We start from the raw sequence: 24,755 nt of genomic DNA, 5'->3' as shown, positions 1-24,755 counted from the left end.
TGGTCGGCGCCCTGACCGCCGTCGGGGGACGGGGGCGTCAGTAGGAGGCGTAGAGGGAGTAGGCCACCGGGTCCTTCACGGAGGTGCCGAAGCTGGACGGCCAACTGCCGAAGGGCACTCCGCCTGCGCTGTAGGCGCCCTGGCCGGTGCTGCCCGCGCTGTAGCGCATGTTGTTGGAGAGGCCGTCGGTGCCATTGGTGTTGTACATCAGCCAGTAGCCGGTGCCGGGGCTGAGCGTGGCGGTGATCGGCAGGGTGTTCCAGGAGTTGGCGGTGAGGGTACCGGTGGCGGTCGCGGCGACCAGGGTGCCGGGCGACCCGCCGCTGTCGGTGTAGACCGCCAGCTGGTACTTGTCGTTGGGCGCGGCGCTGACGCTGCCGACATAGACCGACATCGACTTGAGGGCCGCCGCAGCCGAGCCGGTGGTGATCCGGCTGCCGTTCATATGGTTGGCATTGCCGTCGTCCAGCAGGCTGCCCGGCTGGGTGTTGCCCAGGGTCTGCAAGGGCACCCCGCCGGTGGTGAAGGTGGAGCGGTAGGGCGCGGCCAGGACGTTCCCCGCGGTGTCCTTGATCTGCTGGACCGTCAGGGTGTAGGCGGTGTTGGCCGCCAGTTGCTGGGAGGGGGTGAGCACCGCCGCGTTGGCGGCGCTGTCCAGGGTGACCGTGGCGGGCACCGAGGTCCCCGCCGCGCTGCGCAGGGCGACATTGGCGCCGGTGACGGTGGCGGGGTCGACCGGCTCGCTGAAGCCGACCCGGACGGCACTGGTCAGCGCCACGTCCTGGGCGCCGTCGGCCGGCACCGTGGCGGTCACCGTCGGCGGGGTGGTGTCCTGGCCGTAGGTCGCCATGTAGGAGCCGACCTTGGCGTCGAAGAAGGCGTACGGCACGCCCTTGACCGTCTCGATGCGGTAGGGGATGCCGCTGCCGCCGTAGCTGATCCCGGCCAGGCTGCCGCCGGTGGAGGAGACCGGCACCATGCCGCGCAGCCCATTGGCGCCGCCCGCCACGGCGAAGGTCAGCTTGTTGCCCTGCCAGGCCAGGTCGGTGAAGGTCGAGTTGTTGCGGGTGTCCAGCCAGGTGAGCATCTGGCGGCCGGAGACCACCGGTACGCCGCGCGCCTTGGCCGCCGCGACGATGGCGTCGGAGGCGGCGGAGGCCGCGTAGTCGGTGTGGATGTTCGCGGTGAGCGCCGCGTAGTAGCCCCGGGAACCGTAGGCGGCGTCCAGCAGCGTGTCGACGGTGTACGGGTAGGTCTGGCCCGACTCGTCGGTCATCTGCGTGGTGGCCTGGTAGGTGTCGATGATGCTGCCGTCCTGGTCGGCAAAGCGCATGATCTCACCGGTGCCATTGAAGAACCCGGGGCGGTTCTTGGTGAAGGACGCCGGATAGTAGTAGTAGTCCGCGTCCAGCCGGATGCCATTGGCGTTCTTCACCTTGGGCTGGGTGGCCCAGTCGTCCCACTCCACGCAGTGGGTGCGGCTGCTGGACGGGGTCGGCAGGTTGGCGTACTTGGCCTTCCAGGGGCCCAGCTGGCTCTGGTACACGCCGGCCAGGCCCGCGCTGCCCCAGGGCCGGCAGTCGGTGGTGATATGCACCCCCACCTCGAAGCCCTGGTCGGAGTACGCCTTGGCCTGGTCGGCGGTCATCGGGCCGCCGGTGTAGAGGTACGACGACCCCCGGATGCACTCCCAGGCGGCCACATCGCAGCCGGGCGGGCTCTGCGCGACATAGCCGTCCCAGCGGCCGGCCGTGCCGCCGACGCCGTGGTCGTCACCGGTCATGATGACCACGGCCTTGGCGTCGCGCGGGAAGTACCAGAAGCGCGGCAGCGGCTTCCTCGACCGGTCCAGCTGCGTGATCAGGTTGACCAGCAGCCGCTGCTGCTCGTCGGCGATCGGGATGATGGCCTTGTCGAGGTTGTTCCAGTCGGGGTCGCCCCCGGTGCCGAAGAACATCTCGCTGGCCTCGTAGGCGTCGGTGGAGTCGCGCTGCTGACCGGCCCAGGCGATGTTGCCCTGCCGGGTCTGCACCACCGACTTGGCCAGGTCGTAGGTGAACGCCGCCGCCTGCCCGCCCGAGGAGCCGACGGCGCGCAGCGTCACCGCCGGGTCGGAGGTCGCCGTGGTGGCGTCGCTGTAGAGGGTCGCCACGGCGGTCGCGCCGTTCAGCGCATAGCGGTCGGCCGCGCCGTGGTACTGCATGGTGTCGGCGGTGATGCCCGCGCCCGGCCCCGAAGCGGTATTGATCTTCAGATAGGCGTCGGAGCGCACCGCGCCGGAGTCGCTGAGCCCCAGCAGCGGGGCCAGCTTCTTGTCGGGCCGCATCGCGATCAGCCTGCCGCCGCCGGTGGTCCAGTCGCCGAGCATGGCGGACTGCGCCGAGGTCAGCGGCATCTCACCGAGGATGGCGACGTCATACCCGGCCAGGGTCGAGGCGGTCACCTGCGAGATGTCCAGCACCTTGAAGTACGGGACGCCCTCGGCGGTGAGGATCTCCGCGTAGTAGCGCGAGTAGGCGTTGGCCGCGCTGGCGATCACCAGCACCGGCCCCCCGCTGCCCGACCCCGGCCCCGGGTCGGCGGGCGGGGCGGTGTCCACGGTGTAGGTGGCGTGGATGGCGAAGGACACCGACTGGTACGCCGCCGTGCCGAAGCTGCTCGGCCAGGAGCCGAAGGCCGTCCCGCCGACGCCGTAGGCACTGCGGCCACCGCTGCCATAGGTGAGGTTGTTGGTGGACGAGCCGGTCGCATTGGTGTTGTACGCCAGCCAGTACGCGGTGTTGGCGCGCAGCGGCGCGGAGAGCGCCACGGTGTTCCAGCGGTTGGCGGTGAGTGTGCCGGTGGCGCTCTTGGCGATGAGCGATCCCGGGGCGTTGGCGTTGTCGCCGTAGACCGCGACCTGGAACTGGTTGTTCGGCGCGGGGCTCACCGCGCCGACGTACACGCTCATGCTGGTCACGGTGCCGCCTGCGGCCCCGGTGACATAGCGGGTCGCGTTCATGTAGTTGGCGTCGCCGGTGTCCTGCTGCGCCCCGGGGGCCGTACCGCCCAGCACCGCCGTCTCGGCCGTGTCGGCCGCCGCCGCGCCCTGCCCGGCCCCCACCGCACCACCGGTCACCATCGCCAGCACGGCCGCCATCACAGCGGCCAGCCTCTTCGTGCGTCCCACGCCGAACCCCCCGGCTCCCGCCCCGCGTGACGAAACGTCGGCTACCGGTGTACCGGCCCGCTCCGCTTCTGTCCATAGCCCTCACACCGCACACACAGGCCACACGCAAGCGGTAGGCCGCAAGGGCGGCAGGAGGAGGACGGCAGGCGGAGGACGGCAGAGAGGGAGCCGACCGATGGCCGGCTCCCTCTCGTGGGTGCGGATCAGCTGCAGCCGCTGGTGGAGCCGCAGCCCTCGCAGAGGTAGCAGCTGCCGGCGCGGCGCATCTTGGTGCCGCAGGAGAAGCAGAGCGGCGCGTCGGCGTTGAGGCCCTGCTGGGCCTCGACCAGCTCGGTGGAGGAGTGGACCTCGACCGGGGTGGGCTGGGCGGCCGGCTGGGGGGCGGCGGGCAGCTCGGCGAGCCTGGTGTGTTCGCGGGGGGCGGACTGGGCCAGGCCCTCGACGTCCAGGTCCTCGTCGTCGGCCGGCTCGTAGGAGCCGGTCTCCAGGTGGCGCTGGCGCTCGTCGGCGGAGTGGATGCCGAGTGCGGAGCGGGTCTCGAAGGGCAGGAAGTCCAGCGCCAGGCGGCGGAAGATGTAGTCGACGATCGACTGCGCCATCCGCACGTCCGGGTCGTCGGTCAGCCCGGCCGGCTCGAACCGCATATTGGTGAACTTGGAGACATAGGTCTCCAGCGGCACCCCGTACTGCATGCCGACCGAGACGGCGATGGAGAAGGCGTCCATCATGCCCGCGAGGGTCGAGCCCTGCTTGGACATCTTGAGGAAGACCTCGCCGAGGCCGTCGTCCGGGTAGGAGTTGGCGGTCATGTAGCCCTCGGCGCCGCCCACCGTGAAGGAGGTGGTGATCCCCGGGCGGCCCTTGGGGAGGCGCTTGCGGACCGGGCGGTACTCGACGACCTTCTCGACCGCGGCGGCGGGCTGCTCGGCGGCCTTGGGCTCGGTGCTCTTGCCCTTGGCGGAGAGCGGCTGGCCGACCTTGCAGTTGTCGCGGTAGATGGCGAGCGCCTTGACGCCGAGCTTCCACGCCTCGAAGTAGATCTCCTCGACCTCTTCGACGGTGGCGCTCTCGGGCATGTTCACGGTCTTGCTGATGGCGCCGGAGATCCAGGGCTGGATGGCCGACATCATCCGCACATGGCCCATCGGGGAGATGGTCCGCTCGCCCATGGCGCAGTCGAAGACCTCGTAGTGCTCCGGCTTGAGGCCGGGGGCGTCGAGCACGTTGCCGTGCTCGGCGATGTGCGCGACGATCGCCTCGACCTGCTCCTCGTGGTAGCCGAGGCGGCCCAGGGCACGCGGGACCGTGTTGTTCACGATCTGCATCGAGCCGCCGCCGACCAGCTTCTTGAACTTGACCAGGGCCAGGTCGGGCTCGACGCCGGTGGTGTCGCAGTCCATCATCAGGCCGATGGTGCCGGTGGGGGCGAGCACCGAGGCCTGGGCGTTGCGGAAGCCGTTCTCGCCGCCGATCCGCAGCACGTCCTGCCACGCCTCGGTGGCAGCGGCCCAGACCGGGCTGTCCAGGTCGTCCATCCGGCGGGCGACGGTGTTGGCCTCGGCGTGCTGGCGCATCACCCGCTGATGCGGCTCGGCGTTGCGGGCGTAGCCGTCGTACGGGCCGACGATCCCGGCCAGCTCGGCGGAGCGGCGGTAGGCGGTGCCGGTCATCAGCGAGGAGATGGCGCCGGCCAGCGCGCGACCGCCCTCGGAGTCATAGGCGTGGCCGGTGGCCATCAGCAGAGCGCCGAGGTTGGCGTAGCCGATGCCCAGCTGACGGAAGGCGCGGGTGGTCTCGCCGATCTTCTCGGTGGGGAAGTCGGCGAAGCAGATGGAGATGTCCATCGCCGTGATGACCAGCTCGACCACCTTGGCGAAGGTCGCCGCGTCGAAGGTGTCGTCGGGGCGCAGGAACTTCATCAGGTTGAGCGAGGCGAGGTTGCACGAGGAGTTGTCCAGGTGCATGTACTCGCTGCACGGGTTGGACGCGTTGATGCGGCCGGACTCCGGGCAGGTGTGCCAGTGGTTGATGGTGGAGTCGTACTGGATGCCCGGGTCGGCGCAGGCCCAGGCGGCCTCGGCCATCTTGCGGAAGAGCTGCTTGGCGTCGACGGTCTCGATGACCTCGCCGGTGAGGCGGGCCCGCAGGCCGAACGCGTCGCCCTGCTCGACGGCCTTCATGAACTCGTCCGAGACGCGGACGGAGTTGTTGGCGTTCTGGTACTGGACCGAGGTGATGTCGTCACCGCCGAGGTCCATGTCGAAGCCCGCGTCGCGCAGCGCGCGGATCTTCTCCTCCTCCTTCACCTTGGTGTCGATGAATGCCTCGACATCCGGGTGGTCGACGTCCAGGACGACCATCTTGGCGGCGCGGCGGGTGGCACCGCCGGACTTGATGGTGCCGGCCGAGGCGTCGGCGCCGCGCATGAAGGAGACCGGGCCGGAGGCGTTGCCGCCGGAGGTGAGCAGCTCCTTGCTGGAGCGGATGCGGGAGAGGTTCAGGCCGGCGCCGGAGCCGCCCTTGAAGATCATGCCCTCTTCCTTGTACCAGTCGAGGATCGACTCCATGGAGTCGTCGACGGCCAGGATGAAGCAGGCGCTGACCTGCTGCGGCTGGGCGGTGCCGACGTTGAACCAGACCGGCGAGTTGAAGCTGAAGACCTGGTGGAGGAGGGCGTAGGTCAGCTCGTGCTCGAAGATCTCGGCGTCGGCGGGCGAGGCGAAGTACCCGTGGTCCTCGCCTGCGGCGCGGTAGGTCTTCACCACCCGGTCGATGATCTGCTTGAGGCTCCACTCGCGCTGCGGGGTGCCCACCGCGCCGCGGAAGTACTTGCTGGTGACGATGTTGACCGCGTTGACGGACCAGGAGTCGGGGAACTCGACGCCACGCTGCTCGAAGTTGATCGAGCCGTCGCGCCAGTTGGTCATGACGACATCGCGGCGCTCCCAGGTCACCTCGTCGTACGGGTGCACCCCGGGGGTCGTGTAGATGCGCTCCACCCGCAGGCCCTTGCCGGCCTTCGCGCCGCCCTTGCCGCCACCGTTCCTGGAACGTGAGCCGCGTGCGGAACCGCTCGTCGTCTCGGTCACTTCTCCTCCTCCTGGGCAAACGCCCTGAGTGCCCCGTAGCTTCCCGGGGCACTGCTCCTTGCATCACATGGGCCCGCGCGGGGCCGGGGCGCCCCGCTGTCAGGGCGCGGGGGCGGGGGCGGGCACAGCGGTGCCCTCCTCCGCCACGGGAGGCCGCTCGGCGCGCAACTCGGCGATGGCGGCCTCGAAGTCCTCAAGGGAGTCGTACGCCCGGTACACCGAGGCGAACCTCAGGTAGGCGACGACGTCCAGCTCCTGCAGCGGGCCGAGTATGGCCAGTCCCACGTCGTGGGTGGACAGCTCGGCGCTGCCGCTGGAGCGCACGCACTCCTCGACCCGCTGTCCGAGCAGCGCCAGGGCGTCCTCGGTGACGGGGCGGCCCTGGCACGCCTTGCGCACCCCGGAGATGACCTTGTCGCGGCTGAACGGCTCGGTGACGCCGCTGCGCTTGATCACCATCAGGGTGGCGGTCTCCACGGTGGTGAAGCGCCGGTTGCAGTCGGGGCACTGGCGGCGCCGCCGGATGGCGGTGCCGTCATCGGTGGTGCGGCTGTCGACCACACGGCTGTCGGAGTGCCGGCAGAAGGGGCAGTGCATGGAAGGCTCCCTCCTTCGTCAGCGGGCATCACCGGGATCCCGGAGGGCGCGAGAACGGCTCCGGGAGCAGCGACAAGTGTAGGCGACGCCCAGCCGGCCGGATCCCGGGGGGACCACAACCTGTGGGCTGCGGGCATCACTCTAGCCACAAGATGTGGGGTCCGGTGCAAGCCGTTCGGCGGCGTGTCGGTAGCCCTCGGCTCACCCCGCGCAATCGGCGCTGGTCAGCGCCGAGGAGCGGAAGCGGACCCTCCGGAGCACCCGCGAAGCGTCACGAAAGGGTCACTCGGACGGCGGCTCGGAACCGGTCGCGGCAGAGGGCTGCCGCGTTCGGGGATGGCGACTAGACTACTCGGGAGTCGAACACTTGCTCGGCAATACACCCAAGACCTTGATCAAGTCAGCCGACTCGCGGGAAATTCACTCGAACGTGTGTTTGGCGCAACCTTTCGATAGGAACTACCGTTGGCCTATTAGGAAGAGAACTTCCGTCGAGAGGGGCCGCCGTGACCACCGCAGAAAGCAGCACCGTCCCGGTGCAGGAACGCTCCCAGAAATCCCTGGAGCAGAGCCCGGAAGAGCGCCGGATCGCCGGCCCGGCGCTCGTTCCCGACCAGCCCGTCGAACATGCGGCGACACAGGACGCGGCGCTGCACGGCGGCCACGACATGCCGACCCGGTCGCTTCCCGGCCGACCTCCCGGAATCCGCACCGACGAATCGGGGCTCACCGACCGTCAGCGCCGGGTGATCGAGGTGATCCGGGATTCGGTGCAGCGCCGGGGATACCCGCCGAGCATGCGGGAGATCGGCCAGGCGGTCGGCCTCTCCAGCACCTCCTCCGTCGCCCACCAGCTGATGGCGCTGGAGCGCAAGGGATTCCTGCGCCGCGACCCGCACCGGCCCCGCGCCTATGAGGTGCGCGGCGTCGAGGTCGCCCGGCCGAATACCGCGGACACCGCCGGTCGGCCCTCGACCTCCTATGTGCCGCTGGTCGGCCGGATCGCCGCAGGCGGCCCCATCCTGGCCGAGCAGACGGTGGAGGACGTCTTCCCGCTGCCCCGTCAGCTGGTCGGCGACGGCGAGCTGTTCGCGCTCAAGGTCAGCGGCGACTCGATGATCGAGGCGGCCATCTGCGACGGCGACTGGGTGACCGTGCGCCGCCAGCCGGTCGCGGAGAACGGCGACATCGTCGCCGCCATGATCGACGGCGAGGCCACCGTGAAGCGGCTCAAGCGGGAGGACGGCCATATCTGGCTGATGCCGCACAACGCCTCATATGAGCCCATTCCCGGCGACAATGCCACCATTCTCGGCAAGGTGGTCGCGGTGCTGCGCCGCATCTGAGCGCGCGGCGCTCGGCGCACCCGCGGAGCCGCAGGCCCGCTCCTTCCGGAGCAGGGCCGGCGGCTCCGCCGCTTTGCGACCCGGGCTATTTGCGCTTGGCCACCGGCCGGGGAGCGGGCGCGGAGGCATTGATGGCCGCAAGGGAACGGCGCACCTGATTCCGATCCGTGGTGTACCAGAAATCCGGCATCGAGGAGCGGAAGAATCCCCCGTACCGCGCCGTCGCCAGCCTCGGGTCCAGAACGGCGACCACACCCCGGTCGTCGGCCGCCCGCACCAGCCGCCCGGCGCCCTGCGCCATCAGCAGCGCCGCATGGGTCGCCGCCACCGCCATGAAGCCATTGCCGCCGCCCTCCTCGACCGCCTTCTGCCGGGCGCTCATCAGCGGGTCGTCCGGGCGCGGGAAGGGAATGCGGTCCATCACCACCAGCTGGCACGCCGAACCGGGCACATCCACCCCCTGCCAGAGCGAGAGGGTGCCGAAGAGGCAGGTCTCGGCATCCGAGGCAAAGGCCCGGATCAGCTCGCCCAGGGTGTCCTCCCCCTGGAGCAGGATGGTGTTCTCCAGCCGCTCCCGCAGCGCCTCCGCCGCCGCCTGGGCGGCCCGCATGGAGGAGAAGAGGCCCAGCGTACGGCCGCCGGCCGCACCGATCAGTTCCGCCAGCTCGTCCAGCATCTGCGGGCGGTCCGGCTCCCGGCCCGGCGGCGGCAGATGCCGGGCGACATAGAGGATGCCCTGCTTGGGATAGGAGAACGGGGAGCCGACGTCCAGCCCGCGCCAGACCGGCGGGGCGTCCTCACCCCGCTCGCGCTCCGGCTCGTCCGCCGCCCGCTCATCCGGCAGCCGACCCTCCGGCGGCAGGCCGACCGACGCCGCCACCCCGCCGAAGTCGCCGCCCAGCTTGAGGGTGGCCGAGGTCAGCACCACCGACCGCTCGCCGTAGAGCTTCTCCCGCAGCAGCCCGGAGACGGTGAGCGGGGCGACCCGCAGCGAGGCGGCGCCCATGCCGAAGCGGTCGCTGCGCTCGATCCAGACCACGTCGTACGGCGACTCCTCCAGCAGCCGGTCGGCGGTGTCATGCAGGGACTCGGCGGACGCCAGGGCCTGCTTGCGCACCGCGTCCTCGTCCGAGACGCCCTTGTCGCGCACCTCGCCCAGCGAGGTGATCACGGCCCGGCAGGACTCCCGGATCGCCGCGACCGCGTAGGCGAGGTTCTCCGGGAGCTCCTCGACCCGGCCCGGCTGGGCGATCTCCATCAGGCCGTGGTAGTTCTCGGCGGCGGCCTGGAGGGCGTCCACGGCCTTCTCATTGGCGAGCTTGGCGGCCCGCTTGACCGTGCGGTTGACCGCCGTCGCGGTGAGCTCCGCAGTGGCCACCCCGGTGACCCGGGAGACCAGCTCATGGGCCTCGTCCACGATCAGCAGCTCATGCTCGGGGAGGACCGGGGCGCCCTCGATGGAGTCGATGGCCAGCAGCGCGTGGTTGGTGACCACCACATCGGCCAGCTTGGCCCGCTCTCGGGCCGCCTCGGCGAAGCAGTCCTGGCCATAGGGGCAGCGGGAGGCGCCCAGGCACTCCTTGGAGGTCACCGACAGCTGCGCCCACGCCTTGTCGGAGACGCCCGGGGTGAGGTCGTCCCGGTCGCCGGTGTCGGTCTCACCGGCCCAGTCGCGCAGCCGCAGGATGTCCTTGCCCAGCTTGCTGCTGGGGCCGCCCAGCGCCTCCGCCGGGTCGAAGAGGCCCTCGCCCTCGTCGCTGGGCGCACCCTCGTTGGCCCGGTGCAGGCAGAGGTAGTTGGACCGCCCCTTGAGCATCGCGAAGAGCGGTCTGCGCCGCAGCACCGGGTGCAGCGCCTCCACGGTGCGCGGCAGGTCGCGCTCGACCAGCTGGCGCTGGAGGGCCAGGGTGGCGGTGGCCACGACGACCCGGTCGCCGTGGGCGAGGGCGGGCACCAGGTAGGCGAGGGACTTGCCGGTGCCGGTACCGGCCTGGACCAGCAGATGCTCGCCGGTGGCCACCGCGTCGGCGACGGCCTCGGCCATCCGGACCTGACCGGGCCGCTCCACGCCGCCGACGGCGGTGACGGCGGCGTGGAGGAGTTCCCGGATACGGGCGCGGTCGGCATCCGGCACGGCGTGGGCGGCTGTCTCGCCCGCTGCGTCGGGCCCCGCTGACTGGGGAGGGGAGTCGTTCGTCATGGCGCGACCAGCCTACGGGGCGCCACCGACAGTCGAGCGGTCCTCACCGGAGCGCGCGGGCGCCGGTACGGACGCCGGGCGGTGCAGCGGGTTGGGGACGGTGCCCTGCACGGCGGCGTGCGGGCGCTGCGGGCGGTCGCGGTAGCCGTCCAGCAGCAGCCGGTTGCGGTTCAGGCAGAGCCGCTCGATGCGCGGGGTGAGCAGGTCGAAGAGGGCGAACCGGTCGGCCAGCTCCGGGAAGCGCCGCTGGTAGGCGGTGATCTCCTGGCGGACCAGGCCCCAGAACTCCTGCTCGGGTAGGCCGAGGTGGTCCTCCAGCAGCGGCGCCAGATAGCGGTAGACGCCGACGAAGAGGCCCGAGTGGATGAACTGGCAGAGGAAGTCCGGGCGTTCGCGCAGCAGTACGGCCGAGACCTCGGCGGGTATGTCCGCCAGTTCGGGGAGCGGCTGGTCGCTGATGTTGACGTCGTCGACGAAGTCCTTGACCGCCAGCCGCACCGGGATGTCCCGGTCGTCGAAGACCACGATGGCGTTCTCGCCGTGCGGGGAGAAGACGGTGCCGTAGCGGTAGAGGAAGTGCAGCAGCGGCGGCAGCATCGCGGAGAGCAGGCGGCGCAGCCAGTCGCGCGGGGCGAGCCCGGAGCGGGCGACCAGTTCGGCGGTGAGCGGGCGGCCGTCGGAGCCGGTCTGGATCAGCGCGGCGAGGGTGCGGGCGCGCTCCCCCGGGGCGAGGTACCGGCTCAGCGGCTCCCGCCAGATCGCGCCGAGCAGTTCCTTGTACTGGTACGGGGCCTCGGGCAGGGCGCCGTAGACCGGGTGCTCCACGGTGACGGAGGCGACCTCACCGAGCAGCACGACCCGGCACTCGTCGCGGAGGAAGGGGTCCTGGTCGCGCAGCGCGTGCACCCAGGCGGTCACGGCGGGGGCGGCGAGGGTGCGTTCGGTGGGCAGTCCGCGCCAGACCAGGGTGTTGAGGATGGAGAGCGGCAGTTTGACGTGGTGCCGGTCGGGGTGGCTGGCGTTGAGGAAGGTACGGATGGACTGCTGGGGCAGCCGCAGGTCGTTGTCGGTGGGGAGGGGGATGATGTCCCCGGCGGCGATCGAGGGTGCGAAGAGGGGGACGACGGTCTCGTCCCACTGCCAGGGGTGGACGGGTAGCAGCAGGTAGTCGGCGGGGTCGGCGCCGTGTGTCAGTAGCGTCTGCTGGAATGTGTGGCGGGTGTCCGGGTCGAGTTCGAGGTCGTAGAGCCGCTGGGGGGTGTCGAGGTCGGCGGTGCCTCGGTAGTCGGCGAGGCGGGTGTGGACGGCGATCCAGGGAAGTCGCCGGGGGGTGCGGGATTCGGGGGCCCAGCGGGCGGTGTCGGTGGCGGAGAAGCCGAGGCGGCCCTTGCTGGGGACGATCCAGGGGTGGCCGGTCTGCCGGCCTTCCAGGTCTGCGTGGTCGAGGTCGGCGAGTTGGGCGGCGGTGAGGGCGGTCGCGGCATGGTGGGCGTCGGCCATCAGGGTGGCGGTCAGCTCGCGTACCAGGTGGCCGGTGGTGTCGCCGGACAGGCCGAGCGGGTGGCGGGCGACCCGGAGCAGCCGCAGGGGGTCCGGGTCGCCATCGGGGGCGGTGACGGTGGCCGGGTCGATCTGCCAGCTGCCGTACGCGGTACGCCGGGCGTGGAAGCGGTAGTCGCCGCCGGGGAGGGCGAGGCGGTAGGGCTGGGCGTCGGTGTCGGGGGCGTCGGGGGTGAGGGGCTGCGGGGTGAACAGCTCTTCGTAGCTGAACTCGGCGATCATCTTGGCCAGCAGTCCCCGGCACGCCTGCTGCCAGCGGCCGGGGGTGAGCTGAGGGGGGAGGTGCAGGGGGCTTCATGGGCAGGGGACTGCTGCACGGGGGGCTCCTGGGGTACGGGACCGGGTGGGCAGGGGCGGGTGGTCCGGGCGTCGGCGTCGGCGTCGGTGTCCGGGCCGGGAGTATCCGGGATGGGAGTGTCCGGGGTCGGAGTGTCCGGGCATCGGTGACCGGGCTGGGGTGCCGGGGCTGGGGTGCCGGGGCTGCGGGTGACAGGGCTGGGAGTGTCCGGGATGGGAGCGTCCGGGCGCCGGGCAGGAGGCGGGGCGGCAGGAGGGGGCGGGTCAGCGCGGGGCGGGCCGGTCGCGGTCGCGGATCATCAGGGCGGCGCGTTTGTCCGGGAGGTCGAGGTCGGCCGCGTGGTGGAAGCCGGCCCGGCGGAAGGCGGCCACGGAGGCGGCGTTGCGGACGTCCGGCTCGGCGACCACGCGGGTGCAGTCGGGCCTGGTCCGGAGGATGCGGTCGGTGAGGGCGCGCAGCAGGACGGCGCCCAGTCCTCTGCCGCGGCTCTCGGCCGGGCCGAGAAGGAGGTGGATGCCGATGTCATACGGGCGGGCCGGATAGTGCAGGGCCAGCGGGTCGAGGTCGGCCCGGTAGATCTCCCAGTAGCTCATGGGGCGGCCCCCGAGGGTGCCGACGCAGGGGACGCTGCGTCCGTCACCGGTGAGTTGGGGACGGAGATGGCGTTCGGTGGTCTCCGGCGGGCCGTCGAGCTCCCAGAAGGCGGCCACCGCCGGATCGTTCATCCAGGCCGTGAGCAGCGGAAGGTCCGCCGGGAGGCGCACCGGGCGGAGCCGGAACGCCCCGGCGGCGGTGGCTATGACGCCCCAGCGGTCGGGGCCGTCCAGCAGCTCGGCGGGCCCACCCTCGGGCCCGGCGGCAGCCTCGGGCCGCGCCGTCTCGGCAGGGGCCGCCCCAGGCTGGGCGGCCCCGGGGTGCGGAGTGGTCACGCGGCACCGCCTGCGGCGGGGGCGGAGTGGCCGGTAGCCGCCACCGGGTTGGGGACGGTGACATAGACGGACTGGGTCTCCACCGGCCCGACCAGTTCGTCCATGCCGTGGAGGCGGGTGAGCAGGTTGGCCTTGCAGCGAAGGGTCGGGGAGTCGAGCAGCCGCGCGGGCAGGCCGGACCCGGTGGCGACGGTGCGGTCGGCGGCCAGGAAGCGCCGCAGCGCGGCGAGCATCAGCTGCTCGTCGGCCAGCCGCTGGGAGCCGAACGCGCCGATCAGACCGAGGAGGTGATTGATGGCCAGGTAGTAGGCGAAGCGCTCGTCGGCGACCCGGTCCTCCACAAAGGTGTCGCTCAGCGCGCCGATGCCGGGCAGTCGGGCGTCCAGGGCAGCCGCCCGGGAGTCGCGGAAGTAGTAGCCCTGGTTGTCGCGGTAGCGTCCGCCGACCGGCCAGCCGTCCTGGTCGAGCAGGACCAGGGTGTTCTGCTGGTGGGCCTCCAGGGCGACACCGGCCCGGCCGTCGAGCCAGAGTACGGGCAGCACCACGGCGTCCAGGTAGCGCAGAAACCACTCGACGGCGACGGCGGGCAGCGGGCGGCCGGTGCGGCGGGCGAGGCCGTGCAGCAGGTCGGCGAGGTGGGAGGGGACGGCGGCCCGGTCGGGTTCTGCGGGGTCGGGCAGGGGCCGCTCCGCGACCAGTCCGGCGACGCAGAGTGCCCGGTCGGCGGGGCCGAAGGGCTGGGCCCGGATGACGGTGTCCAGGCCGCCGGCGGTACCGGGCGCCAGACCCGGGAGGTCGACGCCCAGCCATGCCGGGTCGCGGACGATGTCGAAGTGCGGGTGGTGGGCGTGCCATTCGGCCGCGAGGCCGCTCTCCAGCAGGCGGTGGACCTCCACCCCCCGGTGCAGCTCCTTGCGCAGGTTCTCCCGGCGGGAGTTGGTGATGCGCAGCCCGAGGGAGAGCTTGAGCATCCAGGGAGTGCCAGGTCGGCAGACGGTGCGCACCGAGGAGGTGGGGTGCCAGGCGTCCCCATGGGGGCCGAGGTCGTGCAGCCGCCCCTGCTCGAAGAGGGCGCGGACGGCAGGGCGGTTCAGCAGTTCGCGGGCCTGCCAGGGATGCAGCGGCAGGGCGACGGTGTCCGGGGGGAGGGCCACGGCCCCGCCGAGCAGCTCCTCGGTGATCTCGGGCGCCGTCGTCCCGAGGGCGGAGTCGGCGGCCGTCAGGGCGCGGTCGGCGGCAAACCAGTGCAGGCGGAAGGAGCCGCGCAGCTCCGGGGAGTAGGCGGCGGCCTCGGCACCACGGATGCCCTCGCGGCTCTTGGGGGTGGGGTGCATCGGGTGGCCGAGCAGCAGCGCCTGCTCGCCGTCGAGGAAGGGCAGCGGGGCTGCGGCCCCGGCGGCCGGTCGCGGGTGGCGGCGGCGGTGGGCGAGGAACTCGGTGGTGAGGCGTACCGAGTCGGCGACGCGCCCGGCGAGGTCCGCGATGTCGGCGGCGGCAGCCGTACCGGCCTCGCGGGTCAGCAGGGCCGCTGCGGTGACCGCATCCACGGGAGACCCGGTGGCGCCGCCCTGGGCTGCGCCGCCCTGCGCCGCCGCGGTCTCCGCTGCCAGGACGACCGGTCCGAAGCGGTGCCAGCCGGTCGCCGACCAGTGCCGGACGGGCGCGGCGAGGCGGGCCGATCCGGCGGCGACCGGGATGCGCAGCACCCCGTCGCCGGGCGCGGCGACCCCGGTCTCCCGTACCCAGCAGCGCAGCAGGTTCTCCAGGGCGGCATGGTCGGCGGCGGCCGCCGGATCGGGGTGGAGCAGGGGATCGGAGTCGAGGGTTGTACCCAAGCCGGTCTGCTGGGCCGGGACGGTGGGGCTCGGGCCGGCGAGGGCGGGGTTCACGGGCGCCTCCAGCTGGGTGGCACGGTTCCGGCGGCGTGGGGCGGCAGCGGCGCTGCCCGGACGCCTCCGCCACCTCGGCGAAGTGGCGGGTAAGGCTTACCTTACTTAGGCGGCGCCAGGCAACCGCACCGGCACCCGAAGTAGTGATCCGGACAAGGGAGTTCACTCATGCGGGTGAACCACTGAACCATCCTCGCCGGACGGTACGTATTCAAGAGCGCGTATCCGGAGCAGAGGGGCGGTTGTCACAGCGCGGTGACGCTTCGTCAGCGTACGCAACCGGGGGGCCGATGTCCGCCGTCATCTGCCGCAATGGGACAGTAGTGCCCGCCCGACCACGGCCTGAGCCGTGTCCTGACCTCTGGGGGAACTGAGCTCATGTCACCCATACGCCGGGGAGTCCTGCGTCGCCGCACGACCCGCACCACCGGCACCCGGACCGCTTTCGCCGCCGCCGCGCTGGCGGGCGTGACCCTGCTGTCCGTCACCGCCTGCGCCAGCGACGGTTCGTCGGATGCGGGTGGCCGGGGCACCGCCCAGGTCACTCCGGGCGACGGCGGCGGTCTGCCGTCCGGTCTGCCGAGTGAACTCGCCAGTGCGCTCCCCAGCGGTCTGCTCGAAGGTCTGCCCACCAGTTGGGACCAGCTGAAGGACTGGACCTTCGACGACTGGGACAGCTGGGCCGCGGACCATGTCTTCAACAACCCGGTGATCAAGGATCTCTGGAACGCGGACAAGATGAAGGCGGCCAAGCCCAAGGACCAGGCGCCGCCGAGCGACACCGGCGGGGGCGACAGCGGCGGGGGCGACGACAGCGGGGACGGCAGCGGCAGCGGGGACGGCGGCACCGACCCGGAGCCCGCACCGATCAAGGCGACCGCGCTCCCCCGCCCCTATGACGGCAAGGTCGGGAAGATCTTTATGCAGACCTCCCCGACGGAGGCCGCTGTCTGCTCCGGCACCGTGGTGAGCGACCCGCAGCACCCGGGCAGGAGCAACCTGGTGTGGACGGCGGGCCACTGCGTGCACGGCGGCAAGGGCAAGGACTGGTTCAAGTCCATCATGTTCGTGCCGGCGTACAACAGCTCCGGCGCGGGCAGCGGGCATCAGCAGTCCACCGACAAGGCCCTCGCCCCGCTCGGGCAGTGGTGGGCCGACGACATCATCTCCTCGCCGCAGTGGACGGCCGAGGGCGGCGAGACCGGCGACAAGGCCAGCCAGTACGACTTCGCCGTGCTCAAGGTGCGCAACCCGAGCGGCGGCGGGCGCTCTCTGGAGGAGACGGTCGGCGGCTCGGTGCCGGTCTGGTTCAATGCGCCGCGCGACCAGTTGGCGCCGGTCGCCGCATGGGGCTACCCGGCCGTGGCGCCGTTCGACGGCCAGGAGCTCTACCACTGCAACAGCCCCATCGCCCCGGTGCGGCTCTCGTACGACACCTCGCGCCCGCCGATGCTCTCCATCGGCTGCACCATGACGGGCGGTTCGTCCGGCGGCGGCTGGTTCGTCAGGCGGTCGGACGGCACCACCGCGCTGGTCAGCGAGAACTCCATCGGCACGCTCGACCACACCACGCTCTCCGGCCCGTACCTGGGGGATGTGGCGCAGAAGATGTTCGACTACCTCTCCCGCAAGGGCGGCTGACCGGCCGTCAGCGGTAGCAACGCACAAGGGCCGGGTCGCGATCGAGCAGTTCGATCGCGACCCGGCCCTTGTGCGTACTCAGTGGCGGGCGCCGGCCACCGCGTAGCGCTCCAGCTCGGCCGCCAGCTCCGCAGAGACCTTGGCCCGCAGCAGGGTGCCGTCGGCGGTGTGCTCGGTGGCGCTGAGCTCGCCCTCGGCGTGCACCCGGGAGACCAGGTCGCCCCGGGTGTACGGCACCAGCGCCTCCACCTCGACGGACGGCCTCGGCAGCTCCTCCTCCACCAGCCGCAGCAGCTCCTCGATGCCCTCGCCGGTACGGGCCGAGACCACGATGGCGCGCGACTCGCGGCGCAGCAGCCGCTGCAGCACCAGCGGATCGGCGGCGTCCGCCTTGTTGATCACCACGATCTCCGGCACCTTCTGCGCCCCGACCTCGGTGACCACCTCGCGGACGGCGGCGAGCTGCGACTCCGGGTCGGGGTGCGCGCCGTCCACCACATGCAGGATGAGGTCGGCCTCGCCGACCTCCTCCATGGTGGAGCGGAACGCCTCGACCAGGTGGTGCGGCAGATGCCGGACGAAGCCCACCGTGTCGGCGATGGTGTAGACGCGGCCGCCCGGGGTGACCGCGCGGCGCACGGTCGGGTCCAGGGTGGCGAACAGCGCGTTCTCCACCAGGACGCCCGCCCCGGTGAGCCGGTTGAGCAGCGAGGACTTGCCGGCGTTGGTGTACCCGGCGATGGCCACGGACGGCACCTGGTGGCGCTTGCGCTCCTGGCGCTTGGTGTCGCGGCCCTTCTTCATGTCGGCGATCTCGCGGCGGAGCTTGGCCATCTTCTCGCGGATGCGCCGCCGGTCGGTCTCGATCTTGGTCTCACCGGGACCACGGGTGGCCATGCCGCCGCCCGAGGAGCTGGAGCCGCCGCCGCCCATCTGCCGGGAGAGCGACTGGCCCCAGCCGCGCAGCCTCGGCAGCATGTACTGCATCTGGGCGAGCGAGACCTGGGCCTTGCCCTCCCGGGACTTGGCGTGCTGGGCGAAGATGTCCAGGATCAGGGCCGTCCGGTCGACGACCTTGACCTTCACCACGTCCTCAAGGTGGATCAGCTGGCCCGGGGTGAGTTCGCCGTCGCAGACGACGGTGTCGGCGCCCTGCGAGGCGACGATGTCGCGCAGCTCCTTGGCCTTGCCGGAGCCGATGTAGGTCGCCGGGTCGGGGCGCTCGCGGCGCTGGATCACCCCGTCCAGCACCTGGGACCCGGCCGTCTCGGCGAGGGCGGCGAGCTCGGCGAGGGAGGTCTCGGCCTCCTCGGCCGTCCCGTCGGTCCATACGCCGACCAGTACCACCCGCTCCAGGCGGAGCTGGCGGTACTCGACCTCGGTGACGTCCTCCAGCTCGGTGGAGAGGCCGGCGACGCGGCGCAGGGCGGCGCGGTCGCTGCGGTCGTACTGGTCGCCGTCGTAGTGGTCGAGGTCCTCGTCGATCACCGCGAGGTCCTCGTCCATGAGGGCTGCCGCCCGGAGGTCCTCCGGGCGGTGCGCCGCGCGCCCGGTGGAGTGGTCGCGGTTGTCGAACGTGGAGGTCATCGTGTCCTTAGGGTCTGGAACGGGCCCGAAACGGGTCTGACAGCGGGATCATGCCCGGTATCGCGTCCGGACTATCCCTCGGTACTTACGGTGAACGCCGCAGACCGGCTGCGGATTCCCGATGATGGTCGCACGGCCGATGCCGCAGGGTCATCCCCATTTACGGACCCCGCCGGGCGGCCCGCCCGGCGGCGGGCGGCCCCCGGCCCGGGCCCCGGCCGGTAGACGTCGTACACCCCGGAGACCCGCAGCACCGCCCGCATCAGCGACGGCAGCGCGCCCGGGTCGGTCAGCTCCACCGTGTAGGTGTGGCGGACCCGCAGCTCCTGCGGGGGCTCCACGGCGGCCGAGACGATACCCACGCCCTCGGCGGCGATGGCGGCGGTGAGGTCGGCGAGCAGGCGGGGGCGGTTGAGGGCGTCCGCCAGCAGGGTGACCCGGTAGCCCCGGCGGCTGGGCCCGGCGGTCCAGCCGACCTCCACCGGCGACCGCCCGGCGGCCCGCATCTGCTGGGCGGTGGGGCAGTCCCGGCGGTGCACGGTGACGGCGCCGCCGCTGACGGCGAAGCCGGTGACCCGGTCCGGCGGTACCGGGGTGCAGCAGCGGGCCAGCCGCACCGGGACGTCCGGGTGGTCGCGGACCTCCACCGGCCCCGCCGCCTCCCCTGGGGCTCCGGCGGTCCCGGCGGTCCCGGCGATCCCGGCGATCCCGGCGGAGGGCGGCGGCCCGGCCGGCCGGGGTGCCCCGGGCACGGCCGCCGGGGCGGCGGCGGTAGCTGCCCGGGCGGCCGGCGGGTGGCGGGCGAGCCAGTGCTCGATGGCCAGCCGGGCGCGCGGCGTACGGACATGGCGAAGCCACTCCGGCGAGGGGCCGGACGGCTCGCCCGGCCCCGGCTCGGTGAGGACGCCGACCACATCGCCGTCGGAGAGCTGGGTGGAGAGCGCGGCCAGCCGCCCGTTGACCCGGGCGCCGATACAGCGGTGGCCGACCTGCTCGCCCAGCGCATAGGCCGCATCGACGCAGGTGGCCCCGGCCCGCAGGGTGAGGGTGGCGCCCTCCTCGGTGACGGCGGTGATCTCCCGGTCGTCGGAGAGGTCGGCGGTCAGCGTGGACCAGAAGGCATCGGGGTCGGGGGTGTCCCGCTGCCAGTCCAGCAGCCGGGTGAGCCAGCCGGGGCGGGCCGGGTCGGTGCGGTCCAGCTCGTCGCGGCCGGGGTCGGGGGTCTCCGGCTGGCGCGGGCTGCCCAGCGCCACCACGCCGAACTCGGCGACCCGGTGCATCGTCCGGGTGCGTACCAGCACCTCCACCACATCGCCCCGCTCGTCGGCCACCGCCGTGTGCAGCGACTGGTAGAGGTTGAACTTGGGGGCGGCCACAAAGTCCTTGAACTCGCCGGGCAGCGGCGTCCAGCAGGTGTGCAGCTCGCCGAGGGCCGCATAGCAGTCGGCGTTCTCCTCCACCACGACCAGCACCCGGCCCAGGTCGGTGGGGCGCAGCCGCTGCGGGCGGCCGTCGGGGCCGGGCGCGGCGAGCCGCTTGAGCAGGACCCGGTGGGCCGAGACGCAGTGCCGGGGCCGGACGGTGACCTCGGCGGCGACCCCGGCTTCGGCGAGCTGGCGGCGCAGCCGTCCGGAGAACTCCGCGAGCGGCCCGGTGGCGGTCTCCCCGGCGGCCACCAGGACGCTGGTGCGCCCGTACTCCTCGGGGTGCAGGGTGGCGAAGACGATGTCCTCCAGCTCGGTCTTCACCACCTGGATGCCGAGCCGCTCGGCGAGTGGGATCAGCACGTCCCGGGTGACCTTGGCGATCCGTACCTGGCTGGCGGGCTTCATATGACGGATAGTCCGCATATTGTGCAGCCGGTCGGCGAGCTTGATCACCATCACCCGGACGTCGTCGCCGGTGGCGACCAGCATCTTGCGGAAGGTCTCGGCCTCCGCCGCCGCGCCGAAGTCGACCTTGGCCAGCTTGGTGACGCCGTCGACCAGGTAGGCGACCTCCTCGCCGAACTCGGCGCGGACCTGATCCAGCGTCATCTCGGTGTCCTCCACGGTGTCATGGAGGAGGGAGGCGACCAGGGTGGTGGTCTCCGCGCCCAGTTGGGCGAGGATCATCGTCACCGCCAGCGGGTGGGTGATGAAGGGTTCGCCGCTCTTGCGCATCTGGCCCCGGTGGCCCGCCTCTGCGCTCTGGTAGGCGCGGCCGAGCAACGCCAGGTCGGCGCGCGGGTGGTGGGTGCGGTGGGCCCGCACGATGGGTTCGATGGCATCGGGGACCAGGGGGCGGCCGGTGGCCAGCAGGGCGGCTCGCCCCGCTCTGCCCAGGGCCGTGCGTCCGAGTCTGCGGGCCGGTCGCGCGGCGGCGTACTCCGGCTGCTGGGGGGCCGTCGGGGCGGGCGCTTGGGCCGACGGATCACCGGCGTGGATGGTCATGGGCACCTCCGGCAACGAGCACCGGAGCGAGTACCGACCCCGGTGGTCCATGCTACCGAGACCACCACGACCGGCGAGGGCTCACCTCCGGAGCGTCAGCAGGATCACCCGAACGGGGGGATTCAACGATCCGCGCCCTGGGGAGGGCGCACCACCGCCTCGGACCGGACCCCGCGTCAGCCCGCTGCCGTCAGCCAGCCCGGGTCGATGACGCCCTCGGCCACGATCACCGCCGGACCGGTCATCTCCACCCGGCCGTCGGGGTGCTCGGTGATCAGCAGCCGTCCGCCGGGCAGGTCCACGGTGTACTCGGCGGGGCGGCCCGTGACGGCGGGGTCGGCGCCGTCCCGGCGGGCAGCGGCGACGGCGACCGCGCAGGCGCCGGTGCCGCAGGAGCGGGTCTCGCCCGAGCCGCGCTCATGGACCCGCATGGCCACATGCGCGGGCCCCCGGTCCACCACGAACTCCACATTCACCCCGTCGGGGTAGACCCCGGCCGGGGCTACCGACGGCGCGGACAGCAGGTCTCCGGCGTGGTCGAGGTCGGCGACAAAGGCCACGGCGTGCGGGTTGCCCATGTTGACGTTCCGGGCCGGCCAGCGGCGGGGGCCCACCGCGACCTCGATCCCGTCGGGGCCGGGCAGCACCGCGCGCCCCATGTCCACGGTGATCCCGCCGGGCCGCCCGTCCGGGCCGTCCTTGGCGATGTGCACCCGGCGGACCCCGGCGCGGGTGGCGACCGGCAGGTCACCGGGCTCGGCGTACCCGGCGTGCACCAGGTAGCGGGCGAAGACCCGGACGCCATTGCCGCACATCTCGGCGATGGAGCCGTCGGCGTTGCGGTAGTCCATGAACCACTCGGCCTCGCCAGCCAGGGCGGCGGACTCGGGGTGGGCGGCGGAGCGGACCACATGCAGCAGGCCGTCGCCGCCGATGCCCGCGCGGCGGTCGCAGAGCCGGGCGACCGCTCCGGGGCCGATGTCCAGCAGGCCGTCCGGGTCCGGCACGATCACAAAGTCGTTCTCGGTGCCATGGCCCTTGAGGAAGGGCAGACCGTGGACGCTGCCCGCGATGTCGTCGCTCACGGATCCCAGCGTACGGGGCTCCGGGCAGCGGGAGGCAGTCGGCCCGTCAGCTCTTGAGGAGGGCCACCCGCCACACGGCGAGGCCGATGGCGACCAGTCCGATCAGGGTGTACGCGGCCACCGCGCGCCAGCTCGCACGCTCCCCCGAACCCCGGCGCGGCAGGCCGGGCCAGGCGTAGCCGACCCGGCGGGCGGCCATGGCGCCCCAGCCGACGGAGGCCGAGGTGAGCAGCAGGCCGAGCATGCCGACGACGGCGCCGCCGTCACCGGACTCGAAGGCCAGCGGGAAGGCGAACATCAGCGAGCCGAAGATGCCGATGACCGCGATCGGCAGCGTCTGCCACCAGCGCAGTCTGCGGCGGGGGCGGATCTCGCGCTCGTGGACCACGCCCTCCGGGCCGTCCCCCTCGAAGGTGTCACCGCCGAAGGCGTTGCCATCGAAGGTGCCACCGAAGGCGTCGCCGCCGAAAGCGCCGCCCTCATAGGCGTCCTGGGGACCGAGCGGGGGCCGGGGGGCACCGCCGAGCTCGGCAGGGGCTTCGGGGCCGGTACCCGTCGACACGAGGCCTCCCCGGACATTCGACGCATGGTGCGACAAGAGTTTGTCAGCCTGACGTGCTCGATGATGGCATGCCCACCTGAGGTCACCACGCGTCACCCGGGGTCCTCGGGTGATCCGTGGCCATGACGTGATCGGGTCGTGACCGCGGTGTCCCTCTGCACCTGCACGTGCGCGAGGCGTATGCACCGTCCCTTGGCCGGAACGGTGCGCTCACCCCCCGGCGCGGACCCGCTCCAGGGCACGTTCCAGCAGGTCGGAGGGGTCGAAACCGGCCTCTCCCGGCAGCCAGTGGATCCGTGGGTCACGGCGGAACCAGGACTCCTGGCGGCGGGCGAAGCGCCGGGTGGCCCGGACCGTCTCGGCCCGTGCCTCGTCCTCCCCGCACTCCCCCGCGAAGTGGGCCAGTACCTGCTGGTAGCCGAGCGCCCGGGAAGCGGTGCGGCCCTCCCGCAGCCCCGCCTTCTCCAGCGCGCGGACCTCGTCCAGCAGGCCCGCCTGCCACATCCGGTCCACCCGCAGCGCGATCCTGGCGTCCAGCTCCGGCCGGGGCACCGCCACGCCGAGTTGGACGGTGTCGTACACCGAGGTGTGGCCGGGGAGGTGGGCGGTGAAGGGGCGGCCGGTGATCTCCACCACCTCCAGGGCCCGGACGATCCGGCGGCCGTTGCCGGGCAGGATCGCTTCGGCGGCGGCCGGGTCCAGGGCGGCCAGCCGGGCGTGCAGCGCGCCGGAGCCGTGCTGCTCCAGCTCGCCCTCCAGCCTGGCCCGCACGGCCGCGTCGGTGCCGGGGAACTCCATCACGTCGACGGCGGCGCGGACATACAGCCCGGAACCGCCGACCAGCACCGGGGTACGGCCCTGGGCGAGCAGCCGGTCGATGACGGCCCGGGCCAGCCGCTGGTATTCGGCCACGCTGGCGGCCTCGGTGACGTCCCAGACGTCCAGCAGATGGTGCGGGATGCCGCCGCGCTCCTCGGGGGTGAGCTTGGCGGTGCCGATGTCCATGCCCCGGTAGAGCTGCATGGAGTCGGTGTTGACCACCTCCCCGCCCAGCTCGCGGGCGAGGGCCACCGCCAGGTCTGACTTGCCGGCGGCGGTCGCGCCGACCACGGCGACGACACGGGGCGGGGCGGGGCGGGAGGGGTCCTGGCTGGTCACACCCCCAGTCTGGCAGGTTGTAAGAGGCGCCTGCCCGGGCAGGGGAGTCTCCTGAGGACATCACGGAGGAGGAGACCATGGGCATGGTGGAGAGGCTGAAGGAGAAGGCCACCGAACTCGCCGGGAAGCACGGCGACCGGATCGACCACGGGGTGGACAAGGTCGGCGAGGCGATCGACAAGGCCACCAAGGGCAAGTACAGCGACAAGATCGAGCACAGCGCCGAGAAGGCCAAGCACGCCGTGGACGACCTGGCGTCCAAGCAGCATGGGCCGGGCGGCACCCCGACCACGCCGGGCACCACACCGGGCACCACGCCGGGCACACCGGGCGGCGGCACGGCAACGGGTCCGGAGGCCGACGGCGGGCCGAGCGCCACACCCCCGGCCTGAGCCGGGCGGCCGGGCGGCCGGGCCGGGCGGGCCGGGCGGGCCGGGCGGGCCGGGCGGGCCGGGCGGATCAGCCGGGGCGGCTCAGCTCCAGACGGCGACGAAGTAGCCGACCCCGTACGGCGCCTCCTCACGGAGCAGCCGCCCGTCGAGGTACGCCCCCTCGGCGGCGCCCGCCAGCACCTGCCAGGGAGCGCGGCCCCGCGCCTGGAGTTCGGCGGCCTGCCGGACGTCAAGCCCGGCCAGCGCGGCGGTGTCGGCTGCGCCGAGGGCGGCGGCCACCGAGGCGTCGAAGCCCTCGGCGCGGTCGTCCAGGTACCCGGGCGCCTTCAGCGAGCGGCAGGCGCTGCCGTCCCCCATCACCAGCAGCGCGGTGCGGGGCGCCCGGGCGGCCAGCTCCCGGCCGGTGGCCAGGCAGTCCGCCGCCGGGGCGTCGGCGGCGGGGCAGTGCGCGGCGCACGGGCCGGACCAGTCGGCGCGCTCCAGCAGCCAGGCGCCCACGGCGGCGGACGGCGGCAGCTCCGGCCCCTCAGCGCGGTCGCCGTCCGGGCCCAGCCGTACGGCGACGTCCACGCCGAAGGCGCGGAAGTCCGCGCGGGCGCCCGCCGCGAAGTCACGGCCATGCCCGCCCGGCTCGGCGGCGCCCACCACGATCAGCAGGTCCGGCCGGGCGGCGCGCAGGGCCTGCACGGCCTGGTCGCAGGCCGCGCGCAGCGCGTCCAGCTCGGGGGCCGCACCGGCGGCGGCCTCGGGGAGGAGCAGCGGCGGGCAGGGGCACACGGCGGCGGCGACGAGCATGCCGATCACCCTATCGGGGCAGGTGC

The 24,755-nt window shown here is 72.8% G+C and carries 16 protein-coding genes; 3 read left to right on the top strand and 13 right to left on the bottom strand.

What is annotated here, in order from left to right; translation table 11 throughout:
• Positions 1–37: 37 nt before the first annotated feature.
• From C7M71_RS22430 to nrdR, 3 genes are all read right to left on the bottom strand, one after another.
• The gene (locus tag C7M71_RS22430; protein ID WP_111492119.1) at positions 38–3,169 is read right to left on the bottom strand and encodes an Ig-like domain-containing protein; all 3,132 of its coding nucleotides are present in this window, start codon (positions 3,167–3,169) and stop codon (positions 38–40) included.
• Between the two features lie 203 nt (positions 3,170–3,372).
• Positions 3,373–6,258, bottom strand: a complete 2,886-nt coding sequence (locus tag C7M71_RS22425) for a vitamin B12-dependent ribonucleotide reductase (RefSeq protein WP_111492118.1) — start codon at positions 6,256–6,258, stop codon at positions 3,373–3,375.
• Positions 6,259–6,357: 99 nt separating this feature from the next.
• The gene (gene nrdR / locus C7M71_RS22420) at positions 6,358–6,855 is read right to left on the bottom strand and encodes a transcriptional regulator NrdR (RefSeq protein ID WP_111492117.1); all 498 of its coding nucleotides are present in this window, start codon (positions 6,853–6,855) and stop codon (positions 6,358–6,360) included.
• Between the two features lie 506 nt (positions 6,856–7,361).
• On the opposite strand from nrdR, the gene lexA reads away from it, so the two are divergent.
• Complete coding sequence (lexA, locus tag C7M71_RS22415; protein ID WP_111492116.1) at positions 7,362–8,201, top strand: transcriptional repressor LexA; 840 nt, start codon at positions 7,362–7,364, stop codon at positions 8,199–8,201.
• Positions 8,202–8,286: 85 nt separating this feature from the next.
• Here lexA and C7M71_RS22410 read toward each other — a convergent pair whose 3' ends face one another.
• The 4 genes from C7M71_RS22410 to C7M71_RS22395 all read right to left on the bottom strand — a co-directional run bounded on the left by C7M71_RS22410 (position 8,287) and on the right by C7M71_RS22395 (position 15,089).
• Entirely contained in the window at positions 8,287–10,401 is a 2,115-nt protein-coding gene (locus tag C7M71_RS22410; RefSeq protein WP_111492115.1) for an ATP-dependent DNA helicase, read from the bottom strand.
• Positions 10,402–10,413: 12 nt separating this feature from the next.
• Positions 10,414–12,183: an IucA/IucC family protein gene (locus C7M71_RS22405; RefSeq protein WP_111492122.1), complete on the bottom strand. Its 1,770-nt coding sequence runs from the start codon at positions 12,181–12,183 to the stop codon at positions 10,414–10,416.
• A gap of 339 nt (positions 12,184–12,522) precedes the next feature.
• The gene (locus C7M71_RS22400; protein WP_175607724.1) at positions 12,523–13,188 is read right to left on the bottom strand and encodes a GNAT family N-acetyltransferase; all 666 of its coding nucleotides are present in this window, start codon (positions 13,186–13,188) and stop codon (positions 12,523–12,525) included.
• A complete protein-coding gene (locus C7M71_RS22395; RefSeq protein ID WP_114914503.1) occupies positions 13,185–15,089 on the bottom strand; it encodes an IucA/IucC family protein in 1,905 nt (634 codons plus the stop codon). Before C7M71_RS22395 ends, C7M71_RS22400 begins: the two co-directional genes overlap by 4 nt.
• A gap of 366 nt (positions 15,090–15,455) precedes the next feature.
• Here C7M71_RS22395 and C7M71_RS22390 point away from each other — a divergent pair, with 366 nt between their 5' ends.
• A complete protein-coding gene (locus C7M71_RS22390; protein WP_111494956.1) occupies positions 15,456–16,718 on the top strand; it encodes a trypsin-like serine peptidase in 1,263 nt (420 codons plus the stop codon).
• 78 nt (positions 16,719–16,796) lie between these two features.
• Here C7M71_RS22390 and hflX read toward each other — a convergent pair whose 3' ends face one another.
• The 5 genes from hflX to miaA form a co-directional block, all read right to left on the bottom strand.
• Positions 16,797–18,305, bottom strand: a complete 1,509-nt coding sequence (hflX, locus tag C7M71_RS22385; protein ID WP_111494958.1) for a GTPase HflX — start codon at positions 18,303–18,305, stop codon at positions 16,797–16,799.
• A gap of 71 nt (positions 18,306–18,376) precedes the next feature.
• Positions 18,377–20,737, bottom strand: coding sequence for a RelA/SpoT family protein (locus tag C7M71_RS22380; RefSeq protein ID WP_114914502.1), 2,361 nt, complete (start codon positions 20,735–20,737; stop codon positions 18,377–18,379).
• A gap of 176 nt (positions 20,738–20,913) precedes the next feature.
• Positions 20,914–21,822 (bottom strand): diaminopimelate epimerase, encoded by a 909-nt coding sequence (dapF, locus tag C7M71_RS22375; protein WP_229758854.1) that lies wholly within the window; start codon positions 21,820–21,822, stop codon positions 20,914–20,916.
• Positions 21,823–21,868: 46 nt separating this feature from the next.
• Positions 21,869–22,384 (bottom strand): DUF1129 domain-containing protein, encoded by a 516-nt coding sequence (locus C7M71_RS22370; RefSeq protein ID WP_111494783.1) that lies wholly within the window; start codon positions 22,382–22,384, stop codon positions 21,869–21,871.
• Between the two features lie 210 nt (positions 22,385–22,594).
• Positions 22,595–23,542: a tRNA (adenosine(37)-N6)-dimethylallyltransferase MiaA gene (gene miaA, locus C7M71_RS22365; RefSeq protein ID WP_111494781.1), complete on the bottom strand. Its 948-nt coding sequence runs from the start codon at positions 23,540–23,542 to the stop codon at positions 22,595–22,597.
• 83 nt (positions 23,543–23,625) lie between these two features.
• Between miaA and C7M71_RS22360 the strand changes: the two genes are divergently transcribed.
• Positions 23,626–23,934: an antitoxin gene (locus C7M71_RS22360; protein ID WP_229758853.1), complete on the top strand. Its 309-nt coding sequence runs from the start codon at positions 23,626–23,628 to the stop codon at positions 23,932–23,934.
• 81 nt (positions 23,935–24,015) lie between these two features.
• Here C7M71_RS22360 and C7M71_RS22350 read toward each other — a convergent pair whose 3' ends face one another.
• A complete protein-coding gene (locus C7M71_RS22350; RefSeq protein ID WP_114914501.1) occupies positions 24,016–24,729 on the bottom strand; it encodes a class III extradiol ring-cleavage dioxygenase family protein in 714 nt (237 codons plus the stop codon).
• Between the last annotated feature and the right edge of the window lie 26 nt (positions 24,730–24,755).

It is taken from the genome of Peterkaempfera bronchialis (genome assembly GCF_003258605.2).
GTDB classification, from domain to species: Bacteria; Actinomycetota; Actinomycetes; order Streptomycetales; family Streptomycetaceae; genus Peterkaempfera; species Peterkaempfera bronchialis.
Note: the sequence above shows the minus strand (reverse complement) of the source record. Positions and strands in the feature narration are given on the sequence as shown.

What these genes read in the sequence shown, in the direction of transcription:
- nrdR (WP_111492117.1), bottom strand. Translation starts at nt 6,855, where the DNA reads ATGCACTGCCCCTTCTGCCGGCACTCCGACAGCCGTGTGGTCGACAGC.
- C7M71_RS22410 (WP_111492115.1), bottom strand. Translation starts at nt 10,401, where the DNA reads ATGACGAACGACTCCCCTCCCCAGTCAGCGGGGCCCGACGCAGCGGGC.
- C7M71_RS22405 (WP_111492122.1), bottom strand. Translation starts at nt 12,183, where the DNA reads ATGATCGCCGAGTTCAGCTACGAAGAGCTGTTCACCCCGCAGCCCCTC.
- C7M71_RS22390 (WP_111494956.1), top strand. Translation starts at nt 15,456, where the DNA reads ATGTCACCCATACGCCGGGGAGTCCTGCGTCGCCGCACGACCCGCACC.
- hflX (WP_111494958.1), bottom strand. Translation starts at nt 18,305, where the DNA reads ATGACCTCCACGTTCGACAACCGCGACCACTCCACCGGGCGCGCGGCG.
- C7M71_RS22380 (WP_114914502.1), bottom strand. Translation starts at nt 20,737, where the DNA reads ATGACCATCCACGCCGGTGATCCGTCGGCCCAAGCGCCCGCCCCGACG.
- C7M71_RS22360 (WP_229758853.1), top strand. Translation starts at nt 23,626, where the DNA reads ATGGTGGAGAGGCTGAAGGAGAAGGCCACCGAACTCGCCGGGAAGCAC.
- C7M71_RS22350 (WP_114914501.1), bottom strand. Translation starts at nt 24,729, where the DNA reads ATGCTCGTCGCCGCCGCCGTGTGCCCCTGCCCGCCGCTGCTCCTCCCC.